Origin of the sequence: Mesorhizobium sp. M0062, assembly GCF_040323125.1 — a bacterium.
Lineage (GTDB): Bacteria > Pseudomonadota > Alphaproteobacteria > Rhizobiales > Rhizobiaceae > Mesorhizobium.
Map to the genome: position 1 here is coordinate 1 of NZ_JAMYUO010000039.1, position 21152 is coordinate 21152.

General features: G+C 62.7%; 24 protein-coding genes. 7 read left to right on the forward strand and 17 right to left on the reverse strand.

The genetic code is table 11. The features are described from left to right. Window positions 1-152 precede the first annotated feature (152 nt). Window positions 153-497: a RidA family protein gene (locus tag NKJ64_RS28765; protein WP_023672906.1), complete on the reverse strand. Its 345-nt coding sequence runs from the start codon at window positions 495-497 to the stop codon at window positions 153-155. A 205-nt stretch (window positions 498-702) separates the two neighbouring features. Here NKJ64_RS28765 and NKJ64_RS28770 point away from each other — a divergent pair, with 205 nt between their 5' ends. Beyond that, window positions 703-1041, forward strand: coding sequence for a protein tyrosine phosphatase family protein (locus NKJ64_RS28770; RefSeq protein ID WP_023689629.1), 339 nt, complete (start codon window positions 703-705; stop codon window positions 1039-1041). A gap of 224 nt (window positions 1042-1265) precedes the next feature. On the opposite strand, the gene NKJ64_RS28775 is transcribed toward NKJ64_RS28770, so the two are convergent. Next, window positions 1266-1733, reverse strand: a complete 468-nt coding sequence (locus NKJ64_RS28775) for an Lrp/AsnC family transcriptional regulator (RefSeq protein ID WP_023734215.1) — start codon at window positions 1731-1733, stop codon at window positions 1266-1268. Window positions 1734-1872: 139 nt separating this feature from the next. On the opposite strand from NKJ64_RS28775, the gene hppD reads away from it, so the two are divergent. Beyond that, entirely contained in the window at window positions 1873-2988 is a 1116-nt protein-coding gene (gene hppD / locus NKJ64_RS28780; RefSeq protein ID WP_023698020.1) for a 4-hydroxyphenylpyruvate dioxygenase, read from the forward strand. A gap of 3 nt (window positions 2989-2991) precedes the next feature. Further along, the gene (locus NKJ64_RS28785; protein ID WP_023743658.1) at window positions 2992-3216 is read left to right on the forward strand and encodes a type II toxin-antitoxin system Phd/YefM family antitoxin; all 225 of its coding nucleotides are present in this window, start codon (window positions 2992-2994) and stop codon (window positions 3214-3216) included. A 3-nt stretch (window positions 3217-3219) separates the two neighbouring features. Here NKJ64_RS28785 and NKJ64_RS28790 read toward each other — a convergent pair whose 3' ends face one another. The 7 genes from NKJ64_RS28790 to hmgA are packed head-to-tail and all read right to left on the reverse strand — an operon-like array spanning window position 3220 to window position 7933. After that, window positions 3220-3756: a DinB family protein gene (locus NKJ64_RS28790; protein ID WP_023753719.1), complete on the reverse strand. Its 537-nt coding sequence runs from the start codon at window positions 3754-3756 to the stop codon at window positions 3220-3222. A gap of 1 nt (window position 3757) precedes the next feature. Then, entirely contained in the window at window positions 3758-4054 is a 297-nt protein-coding gene (locus NKJ64_RS28795; RefSeq protein WP_023753720.1) for a hypothetical protein, read from the reverse strand. A 7-nt stretch (window positions 4055-4061) separates the two neighbouring features. Further along, window positions 4062-4358: a hypothetical protein gene (locus NKJ64_RS28800; RefSeq protein ID WP_023743661.1), complete on the reverse strand. Its 297-nt coding sequence runs from the start codon at window positions 4356-4358 to the stop codon at window positions 4062-4064. A gap of 12 nt (window positions 4359-4370) precedes the next feature. Further along, complete coding sequence (locus tag NKJ64_RS28805; RefSeq protein ID WP_023753721.1) at window positions 4371-5384, reverse strand: fumarylacetoacetate hydrolase family protein; 1014 nt, start codon at window positions 5382-5384, stop codon at window positions 4371-4373. A gap of 32 nt (window positions 5385-5416) precedes the next feature. Continuing rightward, window positions 5417-5749, reverse strand: coding sequence for a hypothetical protein (locus NKJ64_RS28810; RefSeq protein ID WP_023753722.1), 333 nt, complete (start codon window positions 5747-5749; stop codon window positions 5417-5419). 2 nt (window positions 5750-5751) lie between these two features. Next, window positions 5752-6609, reverse strand: coding sequence for an MBL fold metallo-hydrolase (locus NKJ64_RS28815; protein ID WP_286487462.1), 858 nt, complete (start codon window positions 6607-6609; stop codon window positions 5752-5754). Between the two features lie 10 nt (window positions 6610-6619). After that, complete coding sequence (hmgA, locus tag NKJ64_RS28820; protein ID WP_023753724.1) at window positions 6620-7933, reverse strand: homogentisate 1,2-dioxygenase; 1314 nt, start codon at window positions 7931-7933, stop codon at window positions 6620-6622. Between the two features lie 118 nt (window positions 7934-8051). On the opposite strand from hmgA, the gene NKJ64_RS28825 reads away from it, so the two are divergent. Then, window positions 8052-8486 (forward strand): MarR family winged helix-turn-helix transcriptional regulator, encoded by a 435-nt coding sequence (locus tag NKJ64_RS28825; RefSeq protein ID WP_352463734.1) that lies wholly within the window; start codon window positions 8052-8054, stop codon window positions 8484-8486. A 223-nt stretch (window positions 8487-8709) separates the two neighbouring features. Here the strand turns inward: NKJ64_RS28825 and tdh are convergent, their stop codons facing one another. Together tdh and NKJ64_RS28835 are read right to left on the reverse strand one after the other, a co-directional pair. Further along, window positions 8710-9744, reverse strand: a complete 1035-nt coding sequence (gene tdh, locus NKJ64_RS28830; protein ID WP_023829515.1) for an L-threonine 3-dehydrogenase — start codon at window positions 9742-9744, stop codon at window positions 8710-8712. 169 nt (window positions 9745-9913) lie between these two features. After that, window positions 9914-11101 carry a glycine C-acetyltransferase gene (locus NKJ64_RS28835; protein ID WP_023829514.1) on the reverse strand — a complete coding sequence of 396 codons (1188 nt, stop codon included), beginning with the start codon at window positions 11099-11101 and terminating at the stop codon, window positions 9914-9916. Between the two features lie 310 nt (window positions 11102-11411). Here NKJ64_RS28835 and NKJ64_RS28840 point away from each other — a divergent pair, with 310 nt between their 5' ends. Beyond that, window positions 11412-13478, forward strand: coding sequence for a putative bifunctional diguanylate cyclase/phosphodiesterase (locus NKJ64_RS28840; RefSeq protein ID WP_023672920.1), 2067 nt, complete (start codon window positions 11412-11414; stop codon window positions 13476-13478). 21 nt (window positions 13479-13499) lie between these two features. On the opposite strand, the gene NKJ64_RS28845 is transcribed toward NKJ64_RS28840, so the two are convergent. Next, window positions 13500-13904 carry a MarR family winged helix-turn-helix transcriptional regulator gene (locus tag NKJ64_RS28845; RefSeq protein ID WP_023672921.1) on the reverse strand — a complete coding sequence of 135 codons (405 nt, stop codon included), beginning with the start codon at window positions 13902-13904 and terminating at the stop codon, window positions 13500-13502. Window positions 13905-14096: 192 nt separating this feature from the next. On the opposite strand from NKJ64_RS28845, the gene NKJ64_RS28850 reads away from it, so the two are divergent. Then, window positions 14097-14504 (forward strand): hypothetical protein, encoded by a 408-nt coding sequence (locus NKJ64_RS28850; protein WP_023745497.1) that lies wholly within the window; start codon window positions 14097-14099, stop codon window positions 14502-14504. A gap of 220 nt (window positions 14505-14724) precedes the next feature. Here the strand turns inward: NKJ64_RS28850 and NKJ64_RS28855 are convergent, their stop codons facing one another. Beyond that, entirely contained in the window at window positions 14725-16770 is a 2046-nt protein-coding gene (locus tag NKJ64_RS28855) for an oxidoreductase (protein WP_023753729.1), read from the reverse strand. A gap of 140 nt (window positions 16771-16910) precedes the next feature. Here NKJ64_RS28855 and queF point away from each other — a divergent pair, with 140 nt between their 5' ends. After that, a complete protein-coding gene (gene queF / locus NKJ64_RS28860; protein ID WP_023672924.1) occupies window positions 16911-17372 on the forward strand; it encodes a preQ(1) synthase in 462 nt (153 codons plus the stop codon). A gap of 7 nt (window positions 17373-17379) precedes the next feature. Here queF and NKJ64_RS28865 read toward each other — a convergent pair whose 3' ends face one another. The 4 genes from NKJ64_RS28865 to NKJ64_RS28880 all read right to left on the reverse strand — a co-directional run bounded on the left by NKJ64_RS28865 (window position 17380) and on the right by NKJ64_RS28880 (window position 21112). Next, complete coding sequence (locus tag NKJ64_RS28865) at window positions 17380-18249, reverse strand: alpha/beta hydrolase (protein ID WP_023829513.1); 870 nt, start codon at window positions 18247-18249, stop codon at window positions 17380-17382. A gap of 28 nt (window positions 18250-18277) precedes the next feature. Continuing rightward, window positions 18278-18883 (reverse strand): YqhG/Tai3 family protein, encoded by a 606-nt coding sequence (locus NKJ64_RS28870; protein ID WP_023753731.1) that lies wholly within the window; start codon window positions 18881-18883, stop codon window positions 18278-18280. 4 nt (window positions 18884-18887) lie between these two features. Then, window positions 18888-19367, reverse strand: a complete 480-nt coding sequence (locus tag NKJ64_RS28875) for a DUF3828 domain-containing protein (protein WP_023753732.1) — start codon at window positions 19365-19367, stop codon at window positions 18888-18890. A 95-nt stretch (window positions 19368-19462) separates the two neighbouring features. After that, complete coding sequence (locus NKJ64_RS28880) at window positions 19463-21112, reverse strand: ABC transporter substrate-binding protein (protein WP_352463727.1); 1650 nt, start codon at window positions 21110-21112, stop codon at window positions 19463-19465. Window positions 21113-21152: the final 40 nt, after the last annotated feature.

Sequence of the window (21152 nt, forward strand, 5' to 3'; positions counted from 1 at the left end):
CGCGGCCCCCCCCCCCCCCACCCCCCCCCCCCCCCCCCCCCCCCCGGGGGGGTGGGGCCCCCCGCGCCCGCGGGGGGGGGCCCCCCGGCGCCAGCCCCCCACCCGGACCTTCGGTCCGACCTCCCCACAAGGGGGAGGTAGAAGGCTGCACTTTAAATCGCCGCCGTGACGATAATCTCGACAGTGTATTCCGGCCCTGCAAGCTTGGCCTCACCCGTGGCGCGGGCGGGCGTGTTGCCTTGCGGGACCCACTTGTCCCATTCCTTGTTCATCTCGGCGAAGGTGCCCATATCGGCCAGCCAGATGATCGCCTGCAGGATCTTGGTCTTGTCGGTGCCGGCCTTGGCCAGCAGTTCGTCGATGGATGCGAGGATCGACCTGGTCTGTTCGCCAACGCTGGCGCCGGGCGTTCCGACCTGGCCGGCGAGATAGACGGTGTTGCCGTGGATGACGATCTGGCTCATGCGCGGGCCAACATCGATGCGACGAATGCTCATGGGATGGTTCCTTCGTTTGTCGGTGCGCCTGTTTAGAGTCGCTGCCGCCTCCGGGCAAGGCCAACAGCGCGAAACCTCTTGAGCCTGGGGGATCTTGGGCCGCAAATGTCTATCTGCGCCGAGGGATTTCTTTCCGGCGCGGATTGCCGACCTCGTGTGAGAGTGGCAAGACTTCGCGCCAAACCAGGTTGAGAGGATGAGAGCCATGGAATATCGAGAAATCAGCGAGGACTATTCGGTCTCGGGCCAGATCCAGCCCGAAGATGCCGCCGCCATCAAGGAAGCCGGTTTCAAGAGCGTGATCTGCAACCGGCCGGATGACGAGCAGCCCGACCAGCCTTCGGCCGACAGCGTCAAGGCGGCGGTCGAAGCCGCGGGGCTGGCCTTCCGCTACATCCCGGTAATCAGCGGCCAGATCACAGCCGAGAATGTCGAAGATCAGGCCAAAGCGCTCGACGCGCTCGAAGGCCCGGTGTTTGCCTATTGCCGCTCCGGCGCGCGCTGCACCAATCTCTACGGGCTGATTCAGCAGTCCAAGGGGTGAGCATCTGAGGCGCTGGCGATCCCTCACACCCCCCTCTGTCCTGCCGGACATCATCTCCCCCGCAAGGGGGGAGATCGGATGTCGCCTTCGCTTTTCGCCAATCGCCGACGTTGCAGGATGAGCGCTATCGACAAAGCTGCTGATCTCCCTCCTTGCGGGAGAGATGGCCGGCAGGCCAGAGGGGGGTGCTGTCCCGCCGACGTATCAACTGAAACTCTCTCAAACTAGATCGGCAGCGCCCCGGTCTCCTTCAGCGTCTCCAGCACGATCGCGGTCTTCACATGCTGCACCGATTCATGCGGCAGCAGCACGCCATTGACGAATTCCGACAGCGATTTGAGGTCGGGCGTCACCACCTTCAAGATATAATCCATCTCGCCGGTCAGCGCGTGCGCCTCCTGCACCTCCGGCAGCCGCGCCAGCAGCTCGCCGAAGCGCCTGGCATTGTCGCGGTTATGGGTGGCGAGCGTCACCGAGATGACGTTGACCAGCGAGAAGCCGAGCTTGTCGCGGTCGAGCACGGCGCGATAGCCCTTGATGTAGCCGTCTTCCTCCAGCCGCTGGCGGCGGCGTGAGCATTGCGATGCCGACAGGTTCACGCGCTCCGAGAGATCGTTGTTGGTGAGCCGCGCGTCGCCCTGCAAGAGAGCCATTATCTTGCGGTCAAATTGATCGATGCGCGCTTCATTCATCGATTCATCTCCAATCATGCATGAATTACGCACGAGATGATCATTTCAAGCGTTTGAATGCAAGCACCGTGCGGTCGCTTCGCACTATCATGCGTCATCTCGTGGTCCGATGCGGCCACCATCCGTTTGGAGGAATGCCATGGGTCCCTTCCCGCACGACGCCCCGCCCGCAAAGATCAGCAAGGAAAACCCCGCCGGCACCGACGGTTTCGAGTTCGTCGAGTTCGCGCATGCGGAGCCGCAGAAGCTAGCCGAACTGTTCACCCGCATGGGCTATGTCGCGGTGGCCAAGCACCGCACGAAGGACATCACCGTCTGGCGCCAGGGCGATATCAACTATGTCGTCAATGCCGAGCCGGGCTCGCATGCGATGAAGTTCGTCGACAAACACGGCCCTTGCGCCGCCTCGATGGCCTGGCGTGTTGTCGATGCCAAGCACGCATTCGACCATGCGGTGTCGAAAGGCGCGACGCCCTATGAAGGCGACGACAAGGCGCTCGACGCGCCGGCCATTGTCGGCATTGGCGGCTCACTGCTCTATTTCATCGAAGCCTATGGCAAGAAGGGCTCGGCCTATGATGCCGAGTTCGAGTGGCTCGGCGAACGCGACCCGCGGCCCCAAGGCGTCGGCTTCTATTTCCTCGACCACCTCACCCACAATGTCTATCGCGGCCAGATGGACAAATGGTGGGACTTTTATCGCGAATTGTTCGGCTTCAAGCAGATCCATTTCTTCGACATCGACGGCAAGATCACCGGCCTCGTCAGCCGCGCCATCACCTCGCCCTGCGGCAAGATCCGTATCCCGCTGAACGAGTCCAAGGACGACACCAGCCAGATCGCCGAGTATCTGAAGAAGTACAATGGCGAAGGCATCCAGCATATCGCCGTCGGGACCGACGACATCTACGCCGCCACCGACAAGCTTGCCGACAACGGGCTGAAGTTCATGCCCGGTCCGCCGGAGACCTACTACGACATGTCGTACAACAGAGTGAACGGGCATGACGAGCCGATCGAGCGGATGAAGAAGCACGGCATCCTGATCGACGGCGAAGGCGTGGTCGACGGCGGCATGACCAAGATCCTGCTGCAGATATTCTCCAAAACCGTGATCGGCCCGATCTTCTTCGAATTCATCCAGAGGAAGGGCGACGAAGGTTTTGGCGAAGGCAATTTCCGCGCGCTGTTCGAGTCGATCGAGCAGGACCAGATCAAGCGCGGCGTGATCAAGGTCGATGGCAAGGCGGCGTGAACCGTGAACGTCTCCATAACCGAAGCAAAGGCCAAACTAACGGAACTCGTCGGCCGCGCGGAGGCCGGCGAGGAGATAGTCATCACTCATCACGGCAAGATCGCGGCGCGGCTCGTGCCACCAGTTCGAGAAGACTTGTTGTCGCGCATAGGTGCCCTGAAGGGCAAGATTTGGATTTCTGACGATTTCGACAAACTCGGCCCTGAATGGAACGAGTACACCAGATAAAGGTCAGAGGCCCAGCCGCACGACCTCTTCCCTCCTCACCTTCAAATCATAATCGAGCAAGAACTCGTCCAGCTGCGGCGGCGCGACCGAGCTGCCCGAGAGCATCGCGTGAACCTGGCCGCGATGGTGGATGTCGTGCAGGAAGACATGGGCGAGAATGTCGCCGATCTTTTCGGGGATCATGCCGTCCTCGCGCCGGTCGGTGATGACCTGACGGTCGAGATCCGCCTCCGACAGCTTCTCGCAAAAGGCGATCAGGCGTCGATCTGCTGCGACCTGGGCGGCAAACAGCGCCTGCGGCACATCGAACGGCACGTAGTCGTCATGGGCGGCCGCACCGACGCCGCCTTCTTCGAGAAAATCGAGATAGAGATGATCGACCGCAAGGATGTGGTTGAGCGTTGCCTTGATCGACGGGAAGAAGCTGGTGCGTTCGGCTTCGAATTCGCCGGGCTTCAGCGCAAGCACAGCGCGGTAGAGCCGGTCATTCGACCAGAGATTGTTGCCGGCCATGCGGCTGAAGTGGGTGAGAATATCCATGTTATGCGCTTGGCCAACCGACCAAGTCCACCAACTTCAGAATGACGAGTATGGCAGCTGTCCCCAGAAGACGAGCGTTCATACCGCGGCGCAGTTCTTGCGTTCCTGCATCGCTTGCGACTTCCCGGTTCAAAGCGACGTACACAAGCCTCGGCAGGCGCGCCTCGCTGCTGAAATTACGCAGCCTTTCAGACCGATCCTCGACCTGCCGGCAGAGCCGAATTGCGGAAATCAAAAGCCAGCCGGTTGCGACGCTGCAAAGCCCAAGAAACCAAAGATAAGAAGCGGTATAGGCCATCTGCCATTCACGCTCCCGTCGATCGCATCAGATACAAGCCTGCCGCCATCACCGCGAAGCCGGCGACAACGATCAGCAACAGGCGGTTCATGCGCCGCCGCATCGCCTGCGTCTCCTCGTCCCGCGCCACATTGGTGTTGGTGATGGTGTGGAACATCATCGCCTTGCGCGGGTAGCCACTGCGGTTGGTCAGATCGGGCGAGCGCGCCTCGATGCGGTAGCTCAGCCGGATCGCCTGGATGAAGACCACCAGAATGGCCAGCGCCCAGACGCCGGCCAGCAGGTAGAACGCCTCTCCCGTCACTATTGCCCCCTCTTATGCCTGGGACTTCTCGACCTTCTGCTCGATGGCGCCGAAGATCGAGTTTCCGCTTTTATTCTTCATCTCGATACGCACCGTATCGCCAAAGCGCAGGAACGGCGTCTTGGGCTCGCCAGACTCAATGGTCTCGATCATGCGCAGTTCAGCGATGCAGGAATAGCCGGCGCCGCCGGCCGCCACCGGTTTGCCCGGCCCGCCATCCAGCTTGTTGGAGACGGTGCCGGAACCGATGATGGTGCCGGCAACCAGCGGCCGTGTCTTTGCGGCATGGGCAATCAGCGCCGGGAAGTCGAAGGTCATGTCGACGCCGGCATTGGCACGGCCGAACGGCTTGCCGTTGACGTCGGCGAGCAGAGGCAGGTTGACCTTGCCGCCATCCCAGGCGTCGCCGAGTTCGTCCGGCGTCACCGCCACCGGCGAAAAAGCCGAGGACGGCTTCGACTGGAAGAAGCCAAACCCCTTGGCGAGCTCGGGTCCGGTGAGCGCGCGCAGCGTCACATCATTGACCAGCATGACCAGCCGGATGGCGGCGCGCGCCTGGTCGATACTGGCGCCCATCGGCACGTCGTCGACAATGACGGCGACCTCTGCCTCCATATCGATGCCATAGGCTTCGCCGGCCATGCGGATCGGCTCACGCGGCGCGATGAAGGAATCCGAGCCGCCCTGATAGATCAGCGGATCGGTCCAGAAGCTTGCCGGCATATCGGCCCCGCGCGCTTTGCGCACCAGTTCGACATGGTTCACATAGGCCGAACCGTCGGCCCATTGATAGGCGCGCGGCAGCGGCGAATGGGCGTCATGCTCATGGAAGCGCGCCGACGGCACCGCATTGTTTTCCAGCGATTCCGCGATGGTTGCCAGATGCGGCGAAACCCGCTGCCAGTCGTCGAGCGCGGCCTGCAGCGTTCGCGCCAGGAACGAGGCGTCGGTGAAGCGCGTCAGGTCGCGCGAGACGACGACGAGTTTTCCATCGCGCGTCCCGTCCTTCAATGTGGCAAGCTTCATGCATCCTCCCAGTGGTTATTCTTAGTATGCGGTTATTCGTGAGATTTGCCGGCATAGAGAATTTTGGCGGCGGCTTTCCAAGGATTTTCGTCAGCTAGGAATGTCGGCCCATTGTCTTGGACGCAGGCGACCGCCGCTTCAAGAAATGTGGCTATCGAGCCATTGTACCAGCCATTCCAGCCGGGGTCGGATGGTCCGGGCCTCGCGTCCTCCTTGCGGTCGGCGTCCTCGCGGTCCTTGCGCAGCGCATCGATGAAGCGGACAAAGGACAGCAAGTCCTCCACTCGTTCGAGAAACAGAGAGAGCTGCGCCCAGGATGCCTCCCCGGATTTGCGTACCTCTTCCCAAAGCGCGTCGTCGGCCATCGTTACTCCCGAAACCCCACAACAAGGCCGTCGCGGGCAATCGTCAAGTCACCGGCCCACGATTTCCTGACGGCAGCCTCCCAGTCGGCCTCACCGATCGCGGGATCGTCGGCCGGAATGAGGTGATTGAGCACCAGTCTCCCGACGCCGGCATCGCTGGCGATGCGCCCGGCTTCCTCGGCAAAGCTGTGGCTGGCGAGCAGATGCTCCTTCAGCCGCGCGCCATTGCCGGTCCTGGTGACGAGACGCTCGATGCCTTCTTCCAGCATGGCCTCGTGAACAAGAATGTCGGCATCTCTGGCGAAACCGGCGAGCGGCGGGAAGAAGGCGGTGTCGGCCGAGAACACGACGCTTTTGCCGGCACGGTCGAAGCGCAGCGCAAAGCAGTCGGTTACGGGGGGATGGTCAACGCGCAGCGCCGAGACCTTCAGGCCGCGCTGCGTAAAAATCTCACCCTCGCCGAATTCGACGATCGAAACCAGTTCGCGGATGTCCGGCCTGCCTTCGTCAACGATGCGGATCTCGATGTCGAACTCCATCGCCTGGCAGAAGCGCCGCCAGTAATGGCCGGTGCCGGGCGGTCCGAACAACGTCACCGGATTGGCCAGACCGGCGGTCCAGGCGGTGTGGAGCAGCGCCCCCAGTTCCAGCACATGATCGGAATGCAGATGGGTGACGAAGATCAGGTCGAGCGCCTTCAGGCTGACGGCGGAATCGACCAGGCCGCGCGTGACGCCGAGCCCGCAATCGACGACGATGGTTCGCCCGCCCAGTTCCAGCAGCGACGAACTCGGCCACGGCCCGCCCGGCCGCAGCGCCGGGCCGCCCTTGGAGCCGAGAAGCACCAGCCGGTCGTTCATCGGGCTGATCTCAAGACCAGTCGCCCTCCGGCGTGCCGTTGAAACGCTTCTTCAGATCGGTCCAGCAATCGATGTAATTGTCCTGCCTTGTTTCAAGCTCGGCGCCGTAGCGGGTGAGCATTTGCGGGAATCGGGTCTCGAACATGAAGGCCATGGTGTTGTCGAGCTTGACCGGTTTCAGCTCGGAGCGCGAGGCCTTTTCGAAGCCAGGCGCGTCTGGGCCGTGGGCCAGCATCAGATTGTGCAGGCTGATGCCGCCCGGGACAAAACCTTCCTCCTTGGCGTCATACTGGCCGTGGATCAGGCCCATGAACTCGCTCATGATGTTGCGGTGGTACCAGGGCGGCCGGAACGTATCCTCCGCCACCAGCCAGCGCGGCGGAAAGATGACGAAGTCGATGTTGGCAGTGCCTTCCTCGCCGCTCGGCGCCGTCAGCACGGTGAAGATCGACGGATCGGGATGGTCGAACAGGATGGCGCCGACCGGAGAAAACGTCGCCAGATCATACTTGTAGGGCGCGTAGTTGCCGTGCCAGGCGACGACGTCGAGCGGCGAATGGCCAATCTCGGTGACATGGAAATTGCCGCACCATTTCACCGTCAGCCGGCACGGCGTCTCCTTCTCCTCGAACCAGGCGCAGGGCGTCTTGAAGTCGCGCGGATTGGCGAGGCAGTTGGCGCCGATCGGCCCGCGGTCGGGCAGCGTCAGCTTGGCGCCGTAGTTCTCGCAGACATAGCCGCGCACTTCCTCGTCGATGAGCTCGACCTTGAACACCAGCCCGCGCGGCAGAACGGCGATCTCACCGGGTCGCAGCTCGATGACACCCATCTCGGTGACGAAGCGCAAGGCGCCGACCTGGGGGACGATCAGCAACTCGCCATCGGCATTGAAGAAATGATCGTCGACCATCGATCGGTTGGCGACATAGACATGCGCGGCCATGCCGCTTTGGCCCAGCACATCTCCGGCAGTGGTGATGGTGCGCATGCCGGCGATGAAGTCGGTCGGCTCACTCGGCATCGGCACCGGGTTCCAGCGATACTGCCCGAGCGCCAGTTCGTGGTCGCCGACATTGGGTGCGGTCTTCCACAGGGGATAGCTCGCCGCCTTGAAGCGGCCGGTGTGTTTGACGCTCGGCCGGATGCGGTAGAGCCAGGAGCGCTCATTGGTGCCGCGCGGGGCGGTGAAGGGCGAGCCCGAGAGCTGCTCGGCATAAAGTCCGTAAGCCGGCCGTTGCGGCGAGTTCCGCCCCTGCGGCAGCGAGCCGGGCAGCGTCTCGGTTTCGAAGTCGTTGCCGAAGCCCGGCATGTAGGAAAAGGTCATCCGATCCTCCCTGATCCCGGCCCCGCGATGCGCTGCTTGCCGGCGATGTTGACCAAACTGGTTTCATTTGTAACCATCGAAAATGTAACTATCAAACGCGAACGCATCCACGGTGCAGATGGAAATCCTCGAACTCGAAAGCTTCCTGCCCTATCGGCTCTACCGGCTGGCCGACGCCGTCAGCCGCGAATTTTCAAAAATCTACCGCGACCGCCACGGCCTGACGCGGCCGGAATGGCGCACGCTGTCAGGGCTCGGACAGCGCGGCACCATGACGGCGACAGCGCTTGGCGAGCAGTCGGCCATGCACAAGACCAAGGTGTCGCGCGCCGTGGCCGAGCTCGAGCGGCGACGCTGGCTGGTACGCACAACCTACGAGAATGATCGACGTGTAGAGCATCTGGCGCTGACGAAGGCGGGGCTGGCGGCCTATGGCGAAATGGTGCCGCTGGCGAAGGCGTTTGAACGGGAGTTGCTGGAGAGGCTGAGCACAGAGGAGCGGACAGCGATTGTGAGCGGCGTGGCGGCGCTGGAGGGAGCGTTGGGTGAATAAAGATCTGCTCCGCCGTGATCCTTCACACCCCCCTCTGTCCTGCCGGACATCTCCCCCGCAAGGGGGGAGATCAGATGTCGCGAAGGCTTTCGCCAATCTCCAATGTTGCAGAGGTTGGCGAGCCGTCAAAGCTGCCAATCTCCCTCCTTGCGGGGGAGATGGCCGGCAGGCCAGAGGGGGGTGCTGTCCCGCCGGCTTCTCCAGCTAGAACGTGCCTCTGCGCCTACCAATCCATCACCACCTTACCCGAACTGCCGCTCCTCATCGCATCGAACCCTGTCTGGAAATCATCGATACCGATCCGATGCGTGATGAGCCCGCCGACATCCAGCGGGCCTTGCACCAGCGCGATCATTTTGTACCAGGTCTCGAACATCTCGCGCCCGTAAATGCCCTTGAGATGAAGCATCTTGAAGATGACCTTGTTCCAGTCGATCTCGAAGCCGGTCGGCGCGATGCCCAGAATGGCGATCTTGCCGCCATTGTTCATCGTGTCGATCATGTCGCGGAAGGCGGGCGCGGCGCCCGACATTTCCAGGCCGACATCAAAACCTTCGGTCATGCCGAGCGCCGGCATGACATCCCTAAGCTTTTCCTTCGAGGCGTCGACGACATGCTGGACGCCGAGCTTTTTGGCCAGCGCCAGCCGCACCGGGTTGATGTCGGTGATGACGACTTTTCGCGCGCCCACACATTGCGCCACCAGCGCGCCCATGATGCCGATCGGACCGGCGCCGGTGACCAGCACATCCTCGCCGACCAGATCGAAGGACAGAGCGGTGTGGACCGCATTGCCCAACGGATCGAAAATCGCCGCGATCTCGTCGGGCACATCGTCGGGGATAGAGACGACATTGTGCTGCGGGATCGCCAGATACTCGCCGAAGGCGCCGGGACGGTTGACGCCGACGCCGAGCGTGTTGCGGCACAAATGGCCCCTGCCCGCGCGGCAGTTACGGCAATGGCCGCAAACGATGTGGCCTTCGCCGGAGACGCGCTGGCCGACCTTGTATTCGGTGACCGCAGCACCAAAATCGGCAACCGTGCCGACGAATTCATGGCCGGTCACCATCGGCACCGGCACCGTTTTCTGCGCCCACTGGTCCCAATTGTAGATGTGCACGTCGGTGCCGCAGATCGCCGTCTTCTTGACCTTGATCAGCACGTCGTTGGGGCCGATCTCCGGCACCGGCACCTCTTCCATCCAGATGCCCGGTTCGGCCTTGGCCTTCACCAGCGCCTTCATCATGTTCGACATGCTACAACTCCTTACCCTCCCCCTTGTGGGGAGGGTGGCCCGAAGGGCCGGGTGGGGGTCAAAAAACTGGCGGAGGTCGTGACCCTGCAGACCCCCACCCCGCCTCCCGCCCGCTTGCTTCGCAAGCGGTCGAAAGTCGACCCTCCCGACATGGGGGAGGGTAAAACTCTCAGCCAATCACGCCCAATTCCTTGCCGACCGCCGCGAATGCCGCCACGGCGCGATCGATGTCGGCGCTGGAATGCGCCGCCGACATCTGCGTGCGGATGCGCGCCTGGCCTTTCGGCACCACCGGGAAGGAAAAGCCGATGACATAGATGCCGCGCTTCAGCATGCGCGCCGCCATTTCCTGCGCCAGGCTGGCATCGCCCAGCATCACCGGAATGATCGGATGATCGGCGCCGGCCAGCGTGAAGCCGAGCTTGCCCATTTCGGAGCGAAAGCGCGCCGCATTGGCATAGAGGCGTTCGCGCAGGGCGTCGCCATTGCGGATCAGCTCGAACACCTTGATGGAAGCGCCGGCAATCGCCGGCATCAGCGTGTTGGAGAAGAGATAAGGCCGCGAACGCTGGCGCAGCCAGTCGACCACTTGACTTTTGCCCGAGGTGTAGCCGCCCGAGGCGCCGCCCAGCGCCTTGCCGAGCGTGCCGGTGATAATGTCCACCCTGCCCTCGACGCCGCAATGTTCGGCCGAGCCGCGGCCGTTTTTGCCGACGAAGCCGACGGCATGGCTGTCGTCGACCATGACCATGGCGTCGTATTTTTCCGCGAGGTCGCAGACGCCTTTAAGATTGGCGATGATGCCATCCATGGAGAACACACCGTCGGTGGCGATCAGGCGGAAGCGGCAGTCTTTCGCCTCCTTCAGCCGGGCTTCGAGATCGGCCATGTCGTTGTTGGCGTAGCGGAAACGCTTGGCCTTCGACAGCCGCACACCGTCGATGATCGAGGCATGGTTCAGCGCATCGGAAATGATCGCATCCTCCTCGCCGAGCAGTGTCTCGAACAGGCCGCCATTGGCGTCGAAGCAGGAGCCGTAGAGGATGGTGTCGTCCATGCCGAGGAATGATGAAATCGTTGATTCAAGCTGCTTGTGCTCTTCCTGCGTGCCGCAGATGAAGCGCACCGAGGCCATGCCGTAGCCGTAGCGGTCCAGCGCGCCTTTGGCTGCATCGCGCAATTCTGAGCTGTCGGCGAGGCCGAGATAGTTGTTGGCGCAGAAATTCAGCACCTTGTCGCCGCCGACTTCGATCTCAGCCGACTGGGTCGAGGTGATCACCCGCTCGGATTTGTAGAGCCCGGCGGATTTCAGCCCTTGCAGTTCGTTGTCGATATGGGAGAGGAATGCCGCGCTCATGGATCAGGTCCTGTTGAGATTGGCGCGACTGTCGCGCTACGCGCACTAAAAATCCATCGCAAAAGCGACCGTTTCGGTGGCACGGCGGGCTCAACCCTGGCGCGACACGATCGCATGGCCCGCATGCTGGAGTAGCAGGCACGCGAATACGGCCATGCCGCGAAAGAACATGATAACCATCTCGGCAGCTTTCGTTTACTGCCGAAGCAACAGTTCCGCCGGCTTCCAGACCTGTTAACCCTTTCAAGCCAATGGTCTTCTCGCCACGAATCGGTGGCAGAATCAGTTCGACCGAGGGGTCACCTAGAATATGTCGCAGCAGCCGGCGCAAACCGTCTCGGGCAAACTCATCCTGCTGATCAAGAGCGGCTACTGGCTGGCGCTGCTGATCATCGCCGCCATGGTGATGGCCTCCTTCATCCTGCTGCAGCAGATGATGGCGGCGCAACAGCACAACCATACTCTGCTCGACATCGTCAGCACCCAGAAGGCGCTGTCGCAGCGCATTGTCTTTTTGACCAGCGCAACCGGCTCCGCCGCGCGTGACAAGCAGCCGGCCCTAGTTGCCGCGCTGAAACAGGCGACCGCCGAGTTCGAGACGAACTACGACCTGCTGCTCAAACAGACGGGAGCCGACCCGCTGTCGCCGGCATTGTCCGACCCAAAGTCGATCGAGAGCGTCCTTTACGGCAAGCCGTTCCACCTCGACTATTTCTCGGTCGGGCTGGTCGCCAATGGCGAAAGGCTGATCTCGTCCTTCGAATCCCAGCTCTCCGGCAATGCCGCCTACAAGGGCGGCGGCGAGCGCGTCAATCTCGATGCTTCCGTCGCCAATGCGACGCTGTCGGGTTATGCCGCGCTCGGCCAACGCATCGCCGCATTCGCCGACGAGCGGTCGGAAAAGCTCCTCGATCTCCACCGCACCTTGTTCTACGCCACCATCGGCGTCATCGTGCTGGTGGCGCTTTTCATCTTCCGGCCGATGTCGAAGGCGATCCTGCGCAAGACGCACGAGCTTGTCGATGCCCGCAACTCGATGGCCTTCATCGCCGTACATGACGGGCTGACCGGCCTGCACAACCGCACCTTCCTGACCGATCACTTCGAAACGCTGATCAAGGGCGCGCATCGCCGGCGCGAGAGGCTGGCGGTCATCCAGCTCGACCTCGACCGGTTCAAGCAGATCAACGACACACTCGGCCACGCCGCCGGCGACTATGTGCTGGTCGTCACCGCGCAGCGCATGCGCGATTCCTGCCGTGCGTCGGATCTCTGCGCGCGCCTTGGCGGCGACGAATTCGTGATGATCCTCAATGGCGCCGGCGGCCCCGAGGACATCAACATGCTGGCCCGGCGCATCCTGGAGGAGATCAACGAGCCGATTACCTTCCAGGGCACGACCATCCTTCCAGGGGCCAGCGCCGGCATTGCCGTCTATCCCATCGACGCCGACAATGCCGAGGATCTGCTCGTCCACGCCGACCTCGCGCTCTATTCCGCCAAAAAGCTCGGCGGCGGCAGCTTCTCGTTCTTCTCCGAGGAACTCAGGCGCGAGCTAGACTACCGCAAGCAGCTCGAGCACGACATCAAGGTCGCGATTTCGGAGAACGCCTTCCAAGTCTATTTCCAGCCGCAGGTGTCGCTGAGCAACGGCGCCATCAGCGGCATCGAGGCGCTGGTGCGCTGGAAGCATGCCGAGCGCGGCATGATTGCGCCGGGCGAGTTCATTCCGGTCGCCGAAAAATGCGGCTTCATGCCCGAGATCGGCCGCATCGTCTTTACCAAGGCGATCGAGCAAGCAGCCGAATGGGATCGCGCCGGCATCGCTTTCGGCCGGCTTGCCGTCAACGTGTCCGGCACCGAGCTGCGCGAACCCGACTTCGACCGCTTCCTGTTCGCGACGCTGGAAAAGGCCGGCCTTGCTCCGCAGAAACTGTCGCTGGAAATCGTCGAATCCGTCATTCTCGACGACGAGAAGACGGGCATCGCGGCGAAGCTGCGCCACATCCGCGCTGCCGGCGTCCATCTTGAGCTCGACGATTTCGGCACCGGCTATGCCTCGCTCAGCCACGTCAATCCCAACGAGATCGACCGGCTGAAGATCGACCGCCGCTTCGTCCAGAACATCAACGAGAATGGCGACAACACCAAGATCGTGCGCGCCATCACCGAGCTGGCGCGCGGTCTCGGCATTTCGATCGTCGCCGAGGGCGCGGAAACCGAAGCCGAGCTCGATTCGCTGATGGCAATCGGCTGCGATCAGGTGCAGGGCTATTCCATCGCATTCCCGATGCCGCAGGACAAAGCGCGCGAATGGCTGCTGGCGCGCAGCCCGAAGAAAGCCAAGCTGAAGGTGCTTCAGGGCAATTTAGCCTAGACTATTGCCCACCGGTGCCGGTCATTTGGCCGGCGCGACATTCGCCCGCAATGCCGCCAGCACCTCGGCGAACTCCGCCAGCCTGTCGTCCGGCAATCCCGCGCGCAGCCGCTTGTCGAAGATGAGAGCCGCCGCCCGCAGCTTCAGGAACATCGTTTCGCCCGCCTGCGTCAGTTCGACCAGATGAACCCGGCGGTTGTCCGGATCGCGGCGGCGCGTCAGCAAGCCTTGCGCCTCCATGGCGTTGAGATGGTGGGTGAGCGTGGCGCCCTGGATGCCGATCATGCCGGCAAGTTCGCGTTGGTTGGCAAGCTCGCTCGACTTGACCGAAAGCAAGGTCAGCCACACCGGCAGCGTGCCGCCGGCCTCGACCAAAGCGGCGTCAAAGGCCTGCGCCACCAGCTTGGAGGTGCGCGCGAGATTCATGCCGATTGGCGGACGGTCAAAGGGAGTCATGCGCCGACAGTAGAACAAGGCGCCGAGCGATGGAACGCGGCATTATACATTGACATCGAACCATTTGATCCCTAACTATCATGCGTGTCGATCTACCCAGTTCGTATCATCCTGCATTCGACAGGGATCCGAGGACGGGCGGCGGGCAAGGAGGAAGCGGTCATGCAATATGTCTACATCGTCGTTATCGGCCTTCACGTCATGGCCGGTGTGTTCTGGGCCGGCACCACCATCACGCTTGCCCGCGACCCCGAGATCAGGGCGGAGCGCTTTATCGGACCGCAAATGGGCTCGGCCGGCATGGTGTTCGTGACCGGCGCCCTGCTCTGGTATTTCTTCCACGGCGCCTATTTCGGCTCGATGGAAATGGTGCTGGCGCTGGGCATCCTGGCCGCCTTCGCCGCTGCCGGCGTTCTCAGCGTCGTCGTCCGCAAGACAAGCCGGCAGCTTGCCGGCGCGGACGCCGCAACGGAAGCGGCGCTGCGCACCAAAATGGCCCGCGGCGAGCGCATCGCCGCCTGGCTTCTGGTACTCACCGTACTTTGCATGGCGACGGCCAGGATGATTTGAGCCCTGCCGCGCGTTGCCTCCCGGTTGAAAAGCATTCCGCATCGTGCGTCGCCTGGCTCTCGGCTGGTGGCGTACGCGGCGCGCAGTTCGGACGGATGTGCAAGGTGGCTCTCCGCACAGAGGTTTGGCTGCGCGCCACCCATCACTTTGATCGATCGAGTTGCGCCCGTCGGAAGGGTGAGATCGAGCTTTGGAACAAGCCGTAGGCCGGCTTGTAGGCTCAAACCCGCAAGCCGAACCTGATGCCGTCATAGATGGCGGCATGGATGTTGCGCGAGGCGACCGCATCGCCGATGCGCAACAGCACGAAGCCCCCTTCGGGGTTGCGTGAAGGAAAAATATCGCCGCCGCCGACCAGCCGCTCGTAATCGACCGCGCCACCATTCTTCGACAGCGGTTTCAGCTGGAGATAGAGATCGTCGAGCGGCGCCGTGCCGTGCTCGACCACCACCTGGTCGACCCGCCTCTCGCCGCGCCAGCCGTCGGCAAAGTCGGAGGCGAGTTCGGCGACCAGCTGGTTGCCCTCGCGCCGTACCGAGCGCAGCCTGGTGTTGATGGTGATGGTGACGCCCTTCTCCTGGAAGGCGCGCATATAGGGCACGTGGTTCATGCCGCCCATTTCGGGGGCGAAGAAGCGCTCCGGCGAAACCAGCTCCAGCTTCGAACCGGCATTGGCGATCAGCTCCGCCGCGCCCATGCCCTGGTGGCCGCCATTGTCGTCGAAGAGCAGCACGTTCTCCGCCGGCTTGACGCTGCCGGCCATGATGTCCCAGCTCGACGTGACGAGATTGTCGCCTGATGTCAGCGGCGGGTTCTGCGGCAGGCCGCCGGTGGCGATCACCACCACATCGGGCGACAGCGCCAGCACATCGTCCTGCTCGGCCCATGTATCGTAGCGGATCCCGACGCCGAGCCGGTCGAGTTCGGCCAGCCGCCAGTCGATGATGCCGATCAGTTCCTTGCGGCGCGGGTTCTGCGTCGCGAGCCGGACCTGGCCGCCGGCCTGACCGGAGGCTTCAAGCACCGTGACATGATGGCCACGTTCGGCCATGACGCGAGCTGCCTCGAGCCCGCCAGCGCCAGCGCCAACGACGACGACTTTCCGCCTGGGCCCTTCGGTCATGACGATGATTTGCGGAATCTCGGCCTCGCGGCCGGTCGCGGCATTGTGGACACAGAGCGCTTCGCCGCCTTCATAGATACGATCGAGGCAATAGGTGGCGCCGACGCAAGGCCGGATCTCGTGCTCGCGACCTTCCATGACCTTCTTGATGATGTGCGGGTCGGCGATATGGGCGCGGGTCATGCCGACCATGTCGAGCTTGCCGGTCGCGATGGCGTGGCGCGCCGTGGCCACATCGGAAATCCGCGCCGCATGGAAGGTCGGAAATTTCGTTGCCGCCCTCACCTCGCCGGCGAAATCGAGATGCGGGGAAGAGCGCATGCCGGTCACCGGGATAACCTTGGTGAGCGCCGCGTCGCTTTCGATCGAGCCGCGGATGATGTTCAGGAAATCGACCTTGCCGGAATTGGCGAGCCGTCTGGCGATCTCGACGCCCTCCTCCTTCGACAGGCCTTTGTCAAAATCCTCATCGGCGACCATACGGATGCCGACGACGAATTTTTCGCCGACCGCCGCCCGCACGGCATCCAGCACCATGTCGGTGAAGCGCAGCCGGTTGTCGAGCGAACCGCCGAACTCGTCGTCGCGATGGTTTGTGGCGGGCGACCAGAAGCCGTCCATCAGATGGCCGTAGGATTCGAACTCGATGCCGTCGAGGCCGGCGGCCTGGCAGCGCTGCGCAGCCGACGCATAGTCGGCGACGATGCGCTCGATGTCCCAGTCCTCGATGGTTTTGGGGAACGCGCGGTGCGCCGGCTCACGCACCGGCGAGGCCGACAGCACCGGCAGCCAGTCGGCCTTGTTCCAGCCGGTGCGGCGACCAAGATGGGTGATCTGGATCATCACCTTGCAGTCATGCTCGTGGCAGGCGTCCGCCAGTTCGGCCAGCCACGGCACGATGCGGTCGTCATAGACATGCAGATTGCCAAAGGCGGCCGGGCTGTCGCGCGAGACGATGGCCGAGCCCGCCGTCATGGTCAGCGCCATGCCGCCCTTGGCCTTTTCGGCATGGTAGAGCCGGTAGCGCTGTTTCGGCATGCCGTCCTCTGAATAGGCCGGCTCGTGGCTGGTCGACATCACCCTGTTCTTCAGCGTCAGGTGTTTGAGCTGGTAAGGCTGGAGAAGCGGGTCGTTGCTGGTCATCATCTTCCTGCCATTCCAGTTTGTGTCGGAGCAGCGCGCGCTGCTCCAGTTCTTGTCTTAAGCATCGAATTTATCCGAAAATCGCTGCACACTTTTTGATCCGATGCTAATGAGCGCGGAAAATCCCCAGGAAAACCACGATGATCGATACCAAAACCCTCACCCAGCTCGGCGCCCACGTCGAGACGCCACAGAGCCCGGAGACCGCGGTCCTGGAGACCGTGCCGTTCCAGCGCGGCGACGGACCGCCGGCGATCGTGCGCTTCACCTGCCCGGAATTCACCTCGCTCTGCCCGGTAACCGGACAGCCGGATTTCGCTCATATCGTCATCGACTACGCACCCGATACCACGCTCGTGGAATCGAAGTCGCTCAAACTGTTCATGACCTCGTTTCGCAACCATGGCGCTTTCCATGAAGACTGCACGGTGATGATCGGCCGCCGCATTGTGGCGGCAACGAAGCCGCTGTGGTTGCGCATAGGCGGCTATTGGTATCCGCGCGGCGGCATTCCGATCGATGTCTTCTGGCAGACCGGCGCTCCGCCCGAAGGCGCCTGGTTGCCCGACACCGGCGTTGCCCCCTATCGCGGCCGTGGCTGAACTGACGTCAGCCATAGGCGGCTCGGCAGAGCTTTGTCGCCAGAAAGGGAAGGACGGCATCGCGATAGCGCGGCTGGTCATACCGCAGCAGGTCCACATGGCCCGCTCCTTCGAACCAGACCAGTTGTGAGCCGGCAGCAGCGCTGTGCAGCGCCTGCACCTGGCTGCGATCGATGAAGGGATCGGTGCTTCCCGCAAGCAGCATCAGCGGTTCACCGATCTGGCCGAGGCGATCGACCGGCCTGACATTGCCGGCGCTCAACCCCAGACGAAGCGGCATCTGCGCCAAAAGCACATCGGCCTGAAAACCGCGCCAGAAGTTGAAAGGCATGCGCCATGCCGTGGTCTCGCGCAAACTCGCGTAAAGCTGCTCCAGAACATAGGCATCGGCGGGCGCTTGCTGTGCCGCAAAGACGAAAGCAGCGGCGCCTAGCGACGAGCCGACAGCGCCAAGCTTCTGGCCAGGAAAACGTTGCCTGGCATAGGCAATGATGCGGGCGGCGTCCTGCGCTTCCGTGTAGCCGAAACCTTGAATGGCACCGCCGCTCTCGCCGTGCCCGGACAGGTCGAACAGGACGACGGAATAGCCGGCGTCGAACAAAAGTTTCGCTCTTTGAACCAGGGCCAGCCTGTTGGCGCCGCGCCCATGCAGCAGTACGACCGCGCCGCAGCTGCCCTTTCGATCAGCCGCCCAGCCGACCAGATCAGGAGCGCCGGGCTGGTCGAGCACGACGCGCTCGACGGGCAAATCGCCGGGAGCCGCCAAAGCTTGCCAAGCCGCGCGGGCGATCAGCATCGTGCCGATGTGCCAGTCGAGGCCGCAGCCGGCAGCGCCCAACCCGACCAGCGCGATCGCGAGCAAAACGCGAAGCTTCATTGCCGACCACCCGGAAACAATCGGCGGCTTATTCGCACTGGTACTGGCTGAGCGCCCATTCACCGGTCACCGAAAGCAGATCGGATATCTTCCAGTCGCCGTCGACCTTCTTCAGCTTCCACTCCAGCCGGTGCTGGTTGCCTTCGACGACGAAGGCGACCACCACCTTGGCCTGATCACCATTGACGGCCTCGATGCTCTTCAGGCTCTTGTCGATTGCAAGCTTGTCGTAATCGGCATTGTCGAGCGCCATGTTGGGGTCGAGGCATTCGCCCTGCCCGGATTTGCGCAACGCGTCGCTCTTGTCGAGTACGGTCTTGGCCGGGTCGACGAAGTTCTTGCGCTGGGTCGGATCGAGCTCCAGTCCGAGATGTTCGTAGAACGGCTTGACCACAGCCGTCGGCGAGCCCGCCAGGACGGGCGCGGCCGGCTCGGCCGGCGGCCACCCAACCGGCGGTGTCGCCGGTTCCACCGCTGTCCCGGGTGGATTTGCGGGCGGTGCTGCGCCGGCCGGTGCCGCCACGGCCGGCGCATTGGCTGGCGGCGGGCCCAACAGGCCTTGTGCTGCGGCTGCGCTCATACCCACCGCCAGCACGCACATGGGCGACAGCGCCAGGGCAAGACGGCGGAGCACGGGATCACTCCGGCGCTTTGTCGGGCATGCATTCCAGCGCGCTCAGCGTCCAGCTGCTGGTCTTGGAGGTGATGTCGGCGACCTTCCATTTGCCGTCGATCTTCTTCAGCGACCACAGCATTTCGCGTTTGGAATCATCGCCTTCCGCAAAAAGGCTGAAGGTGGCGGTGACTTCGGCCGTATCGCCATTGACGGTTTCGGTCAGCTTCAATGTCTTGGCAATCGACTTCTGGTCGAAATCCTGCGCGTCGAGGCCGGGATCGAAGTCGAGGCATGCGACTTCGTCGGGCTTGTTCTTCGTGGCCTGGTCGTTGAGATCGAACAGCTTGGTCACCGGCTCGGTGAAGCGGTCGCGGTACTTTGCATCTCCCTCGAATTTCACCTCGGGCACATAAAAGAACTTCACGGCGTTGGAAGCCGGCCCGGCCAGCACCGTCGCTGGCAAGGCAATCGAAAAGACAGCGGCAAGCACTATCGGTTTCATGCAGGATCTCCGGACGGTTCGGCGGCAAGGCGGCAATACCAGACATCCTGCATATCGGCTTTTTTGCGGCTCATGAAGCCCCGGCTTGCACCGTCTCAGCCATCCAGCCAGACGTTCTGCAGGTCCATCTCGAAGGTCTGATGGACGCCGTAGTTTTTCACCTTCTTGTTCATGTGGCTGTAGAGCTTCTGCCAGAAGGGTTGAATGATGACGCCGGAATCCTGCAGGATCTGCTCGACATCCTTCATCACCTCACGCCGTTTCTCCACGTCGATCAGCGACAGCGCCTGCTTCAGCTTGGCGTCGAAGTCCGGGTTGGAATAGGCCGATTCATTCCAGGCTTCGCCGGTGCGATAGCCAAGCGCCAGCACCTGGACGCCAAGCGGGCGCATGTACCAGATGGTCATCGAATAGGGATACTTCGTCCAGTCGTTCCAGAAGGTCGAGCCCGGCAGCACCGTGCGCTTGACCTTGATGCCGGCGTCGCGCAACTGGCCCGCAATCGCGTCGCCGGTGTTCTTCTGCCAATCGTCCTCGACGGTGATCAGCTCGTGCTCGAAATCGGCCTGCCCTGCGTCCGCCATCAGCTTTTTGGCGCCGGCCGCGTCGCGCGTCTTCTTGGGCAGCGCAAAATATTCCGGATGGATCGGGCTGACATGGTGGTTTTCGCCCACCGTCCCTCGCCCGGCATAGCCGAGTTCCAGCACCGCATTGTTGTCGACCGCCATCTGCAGCGCGTTGCGCACCCGCTGGTCGTCATAGGGCTTGTGGGTAACGTTCGTGCGGGCAACCAGCGTGGTTGCCGTCGCAACCTCGGACTTCTCCAGCCCCATCTTATCCAGGATGTCGATGAAGTCGGCCGGCGTCTCGAAATTGAGGTCTATCTCGCCGGATTCGAAGGCGTTGATCGAAGCGTTGAAGTCGGTGCCGTAGTCGATGAACTCGACGCTGTCGAGCGGCGCTTCACCACCCCACCACTTGCCGTTTTCACGACGCTTGACCACCGCCTTCTGGCCGACATCGTAGGAGACCAGTTCGAACGGGCCCGTGCCGATCGGCTTCTTGACCGGGTCGGCGCCTTCGGCGTCGAAATTGCGGTGGACGACGAGCGCGGGATAATCGGTGAGGTTCGGGATCAGCGAAATGTCGGGCGCGCTGAGCGTCAGCTTGACCGTATTGTCGTCGACCTTGGCGATCGCGCCTTCCCTGGCCTTGCCCGAGTTTTCGTCGATCAGCCCGCCGACGCGAGCGGCCATGGAGTTGCCGGCGACCTTCTTCTCGCACCAGCGGGTAACATTGAAGACCACGTCATCGGCGTTGAAAGCATCGCCATTGTTCCAGGTGATGCCCTTGCGCACATGCAACGTGTATTCCGTGGCGTCGTCATTGATGTCCCAGCTTTTGAGCAGCACTGGCTCGAAGGTGAATTCCCTGGTGTAGCGGACCAGCGGCTCCAGCCAGCAGCGCGAGATGTTGGCGAGTTCCACCCAGTCATAGGTGCGCGGATCTTTTTGGGCCTTGACCGACATCGATATGTGCAGCGTGCCGCCCTTCTTCGGCTCCTCGGCAAAAGCCTGTCCCGGCGCGGCAAGGCCGATCATGCCGTAGGCCAGCGCCGTCGATGCGCCGAACGCACTTGCCAATGCAAGAAACTCGCGCCGGTCCATACGGCCAGCACGCGTCTCTTGCGCCATCGCCTCGATGGCCGTTGGCACGCGATCGCCATTGCTTTTGAAAAGTGTCATGTCTTTCTCCCTTGCGGTTCCCATCGGGTCTTCGCCCGTT

What these genes read in the sequence shown, in the direction of transcription:
- NKJ64_RS28765 (WP_023672906.1), bottom strand. Translation starts at nt 497, where the DNA reads ATGAGCATTCGTCGCATCGATGTTGGCCCGCGCATGAGCCAGATCGTC.
- NKJ64_RS28855 (WP_023753729.1), bottom strand. Translation starts at nt 16,770, where the DNA reads ATGACCAGCAACGACCCGCTTCTCCAGCCTTACCAGCTCAAACACCTG.
- NKJ64_RS28865 (WP_023829513.1), bottom strand. Translation starts at nt 18,249, where the DNA reads ATGAAGCTTCGCGTTTTGCTCGCGATCGCGCTGGTCGGGTTGGGCGCT.
- NKJ64_RS28805 (WP_023753721.1), bottom strand. Translation starts at nt 5,384, where the DNA reads ATGAAGCTTGCCACATTGAAGGACGGGACGCGCGATGGAAAACTCGTC.
- NKJ64_RS28770 (WP_023689629.1), top strand. Translation starts at nt 703, where the DNA reads ATGGAATATCGAGAAATCAGCGAGGACTATTCGGTCTCGGGCCAGATC.
- NKJ64_RS28845 (WP_023672921.1), bottom strand. Translation starts at nt 13,904, where the DNA reads ATGAATCTCGCGCGCACCTCCAAGCTGGTGGCGCAGGCCTTTGACGCC.
- hppD (WP_023698020.1), top strand. Translation starts at nt 1,873, where the DNA reads ATGGGTCCCTTCCCGCACGACGCCCCGCCCGCAAAGATCAGCAAGGAA.
- NKJ64_RS28880 (WP_352463727.1), bottom strand. Translation starts at nt 21,112, where the DNA reads ATGACACTTTTCAAAAGCAATGGCGATCGCGTGCCAACGGCCATCGAG.
- tdh (WP_023829515.1), bottom strand. Translation starts at nt 9,744, where the DNA reads ATGTCGAACATGATGAAGGCGCTGGTGAAGGCCAAGGCCGAACCGGGC.
- queF (WP_023672924.1), top strand. Translation starts at nt 16,911, where the DNA reads ATGATCGATACCAAAACCCTCACCCAGCTCGGCGCCCACGTCGAGACG.
- NKJ64_RS28810 (WP_023753722.1), bottom strand. Translation starts at nt 5,749, where the DNA reads ATGGCCGACGACGCGCTTTGGGAAGAGGTACGCAAATCCGGGGAGGCA.
- NKJ64_RS28815 (WP_286487462.1), bottom strand. Translation starts at nt 6,609, where the DNA reads ATGAACGACCGGCTGGTGCTTCTCGGCTCCAAGGGCGGCCCGGCGCTG.
- NKJ64_RS28835 (WP_023829514.1), bottom strand. Translation starts at nt 11,101, where the DNA reads ATGAGCGCGGCATTCCTCTCCCATATCGACAACGAACTGCAAGGGCTG.
- NKJ64_RS28840 (WP_023672920.1), top strand. Translation starts at nt 11,412, where the DNA reads ATGTCGCAGCAGCCGGCGCAAACCGTCTCGGGCAAACTCATCCTGCTG.
- NKJ64_RS28775 (WP_023734215.1), bottom strand. Translation starts at nt 1,733, where the DNA reads ATGAATGAAGCGCGCATCGATCAATTTGACCGCAAGATAATGGCTCTC.
- hmgA (WP_023753724.1), bottom strand. Translation starts at nt 7,933, where the DNA reads ATGACCTTTTCCTACATGCCGGGCTTCGGCAACGACTTCGAAACCGAG.
- NKJ64_RS28875 (WP_023753732.1), bottom strand. Translation starts at nt 19,367, where the DNA reads ATGAAACCGATAGTGCTTGCCGCTGTCTTTTCGATTGCCTTGCCAGCG.
- NKJ64_RS28825 (WP_352463734.1), top strand. Translation starts at nt 8,052, where the DNA reads ATGGAAATCCTCGAACTCGAAAGCTTCCTGCCCTATCGGCTCTACCGG.
- NKJ64_RS28790 (WP_023753719.1), bottom strand. Translation starts at nt 3,756, where the DNA reads ATGGATATTCTCACCCACTTCAGCCGCATGGCCGGCAACAATCTCTGG.
- NKJ64_RS28850 (WP_023745497.1), top strand. Translation starts at nt 14,097, where the DNA reads ATGCAATATGTCTACATCGTCGTTATCGGCCTTCACGTCATGGCCGGT.
- NKJ64_RS28795 (WP_023753720.1), bottom strand. Translation starts at nt 4,054, where the DNA reads ATGGCCTATACCGCTTCTTATCTTTGGTTTCTTGGGCTTTGCAGCGTC.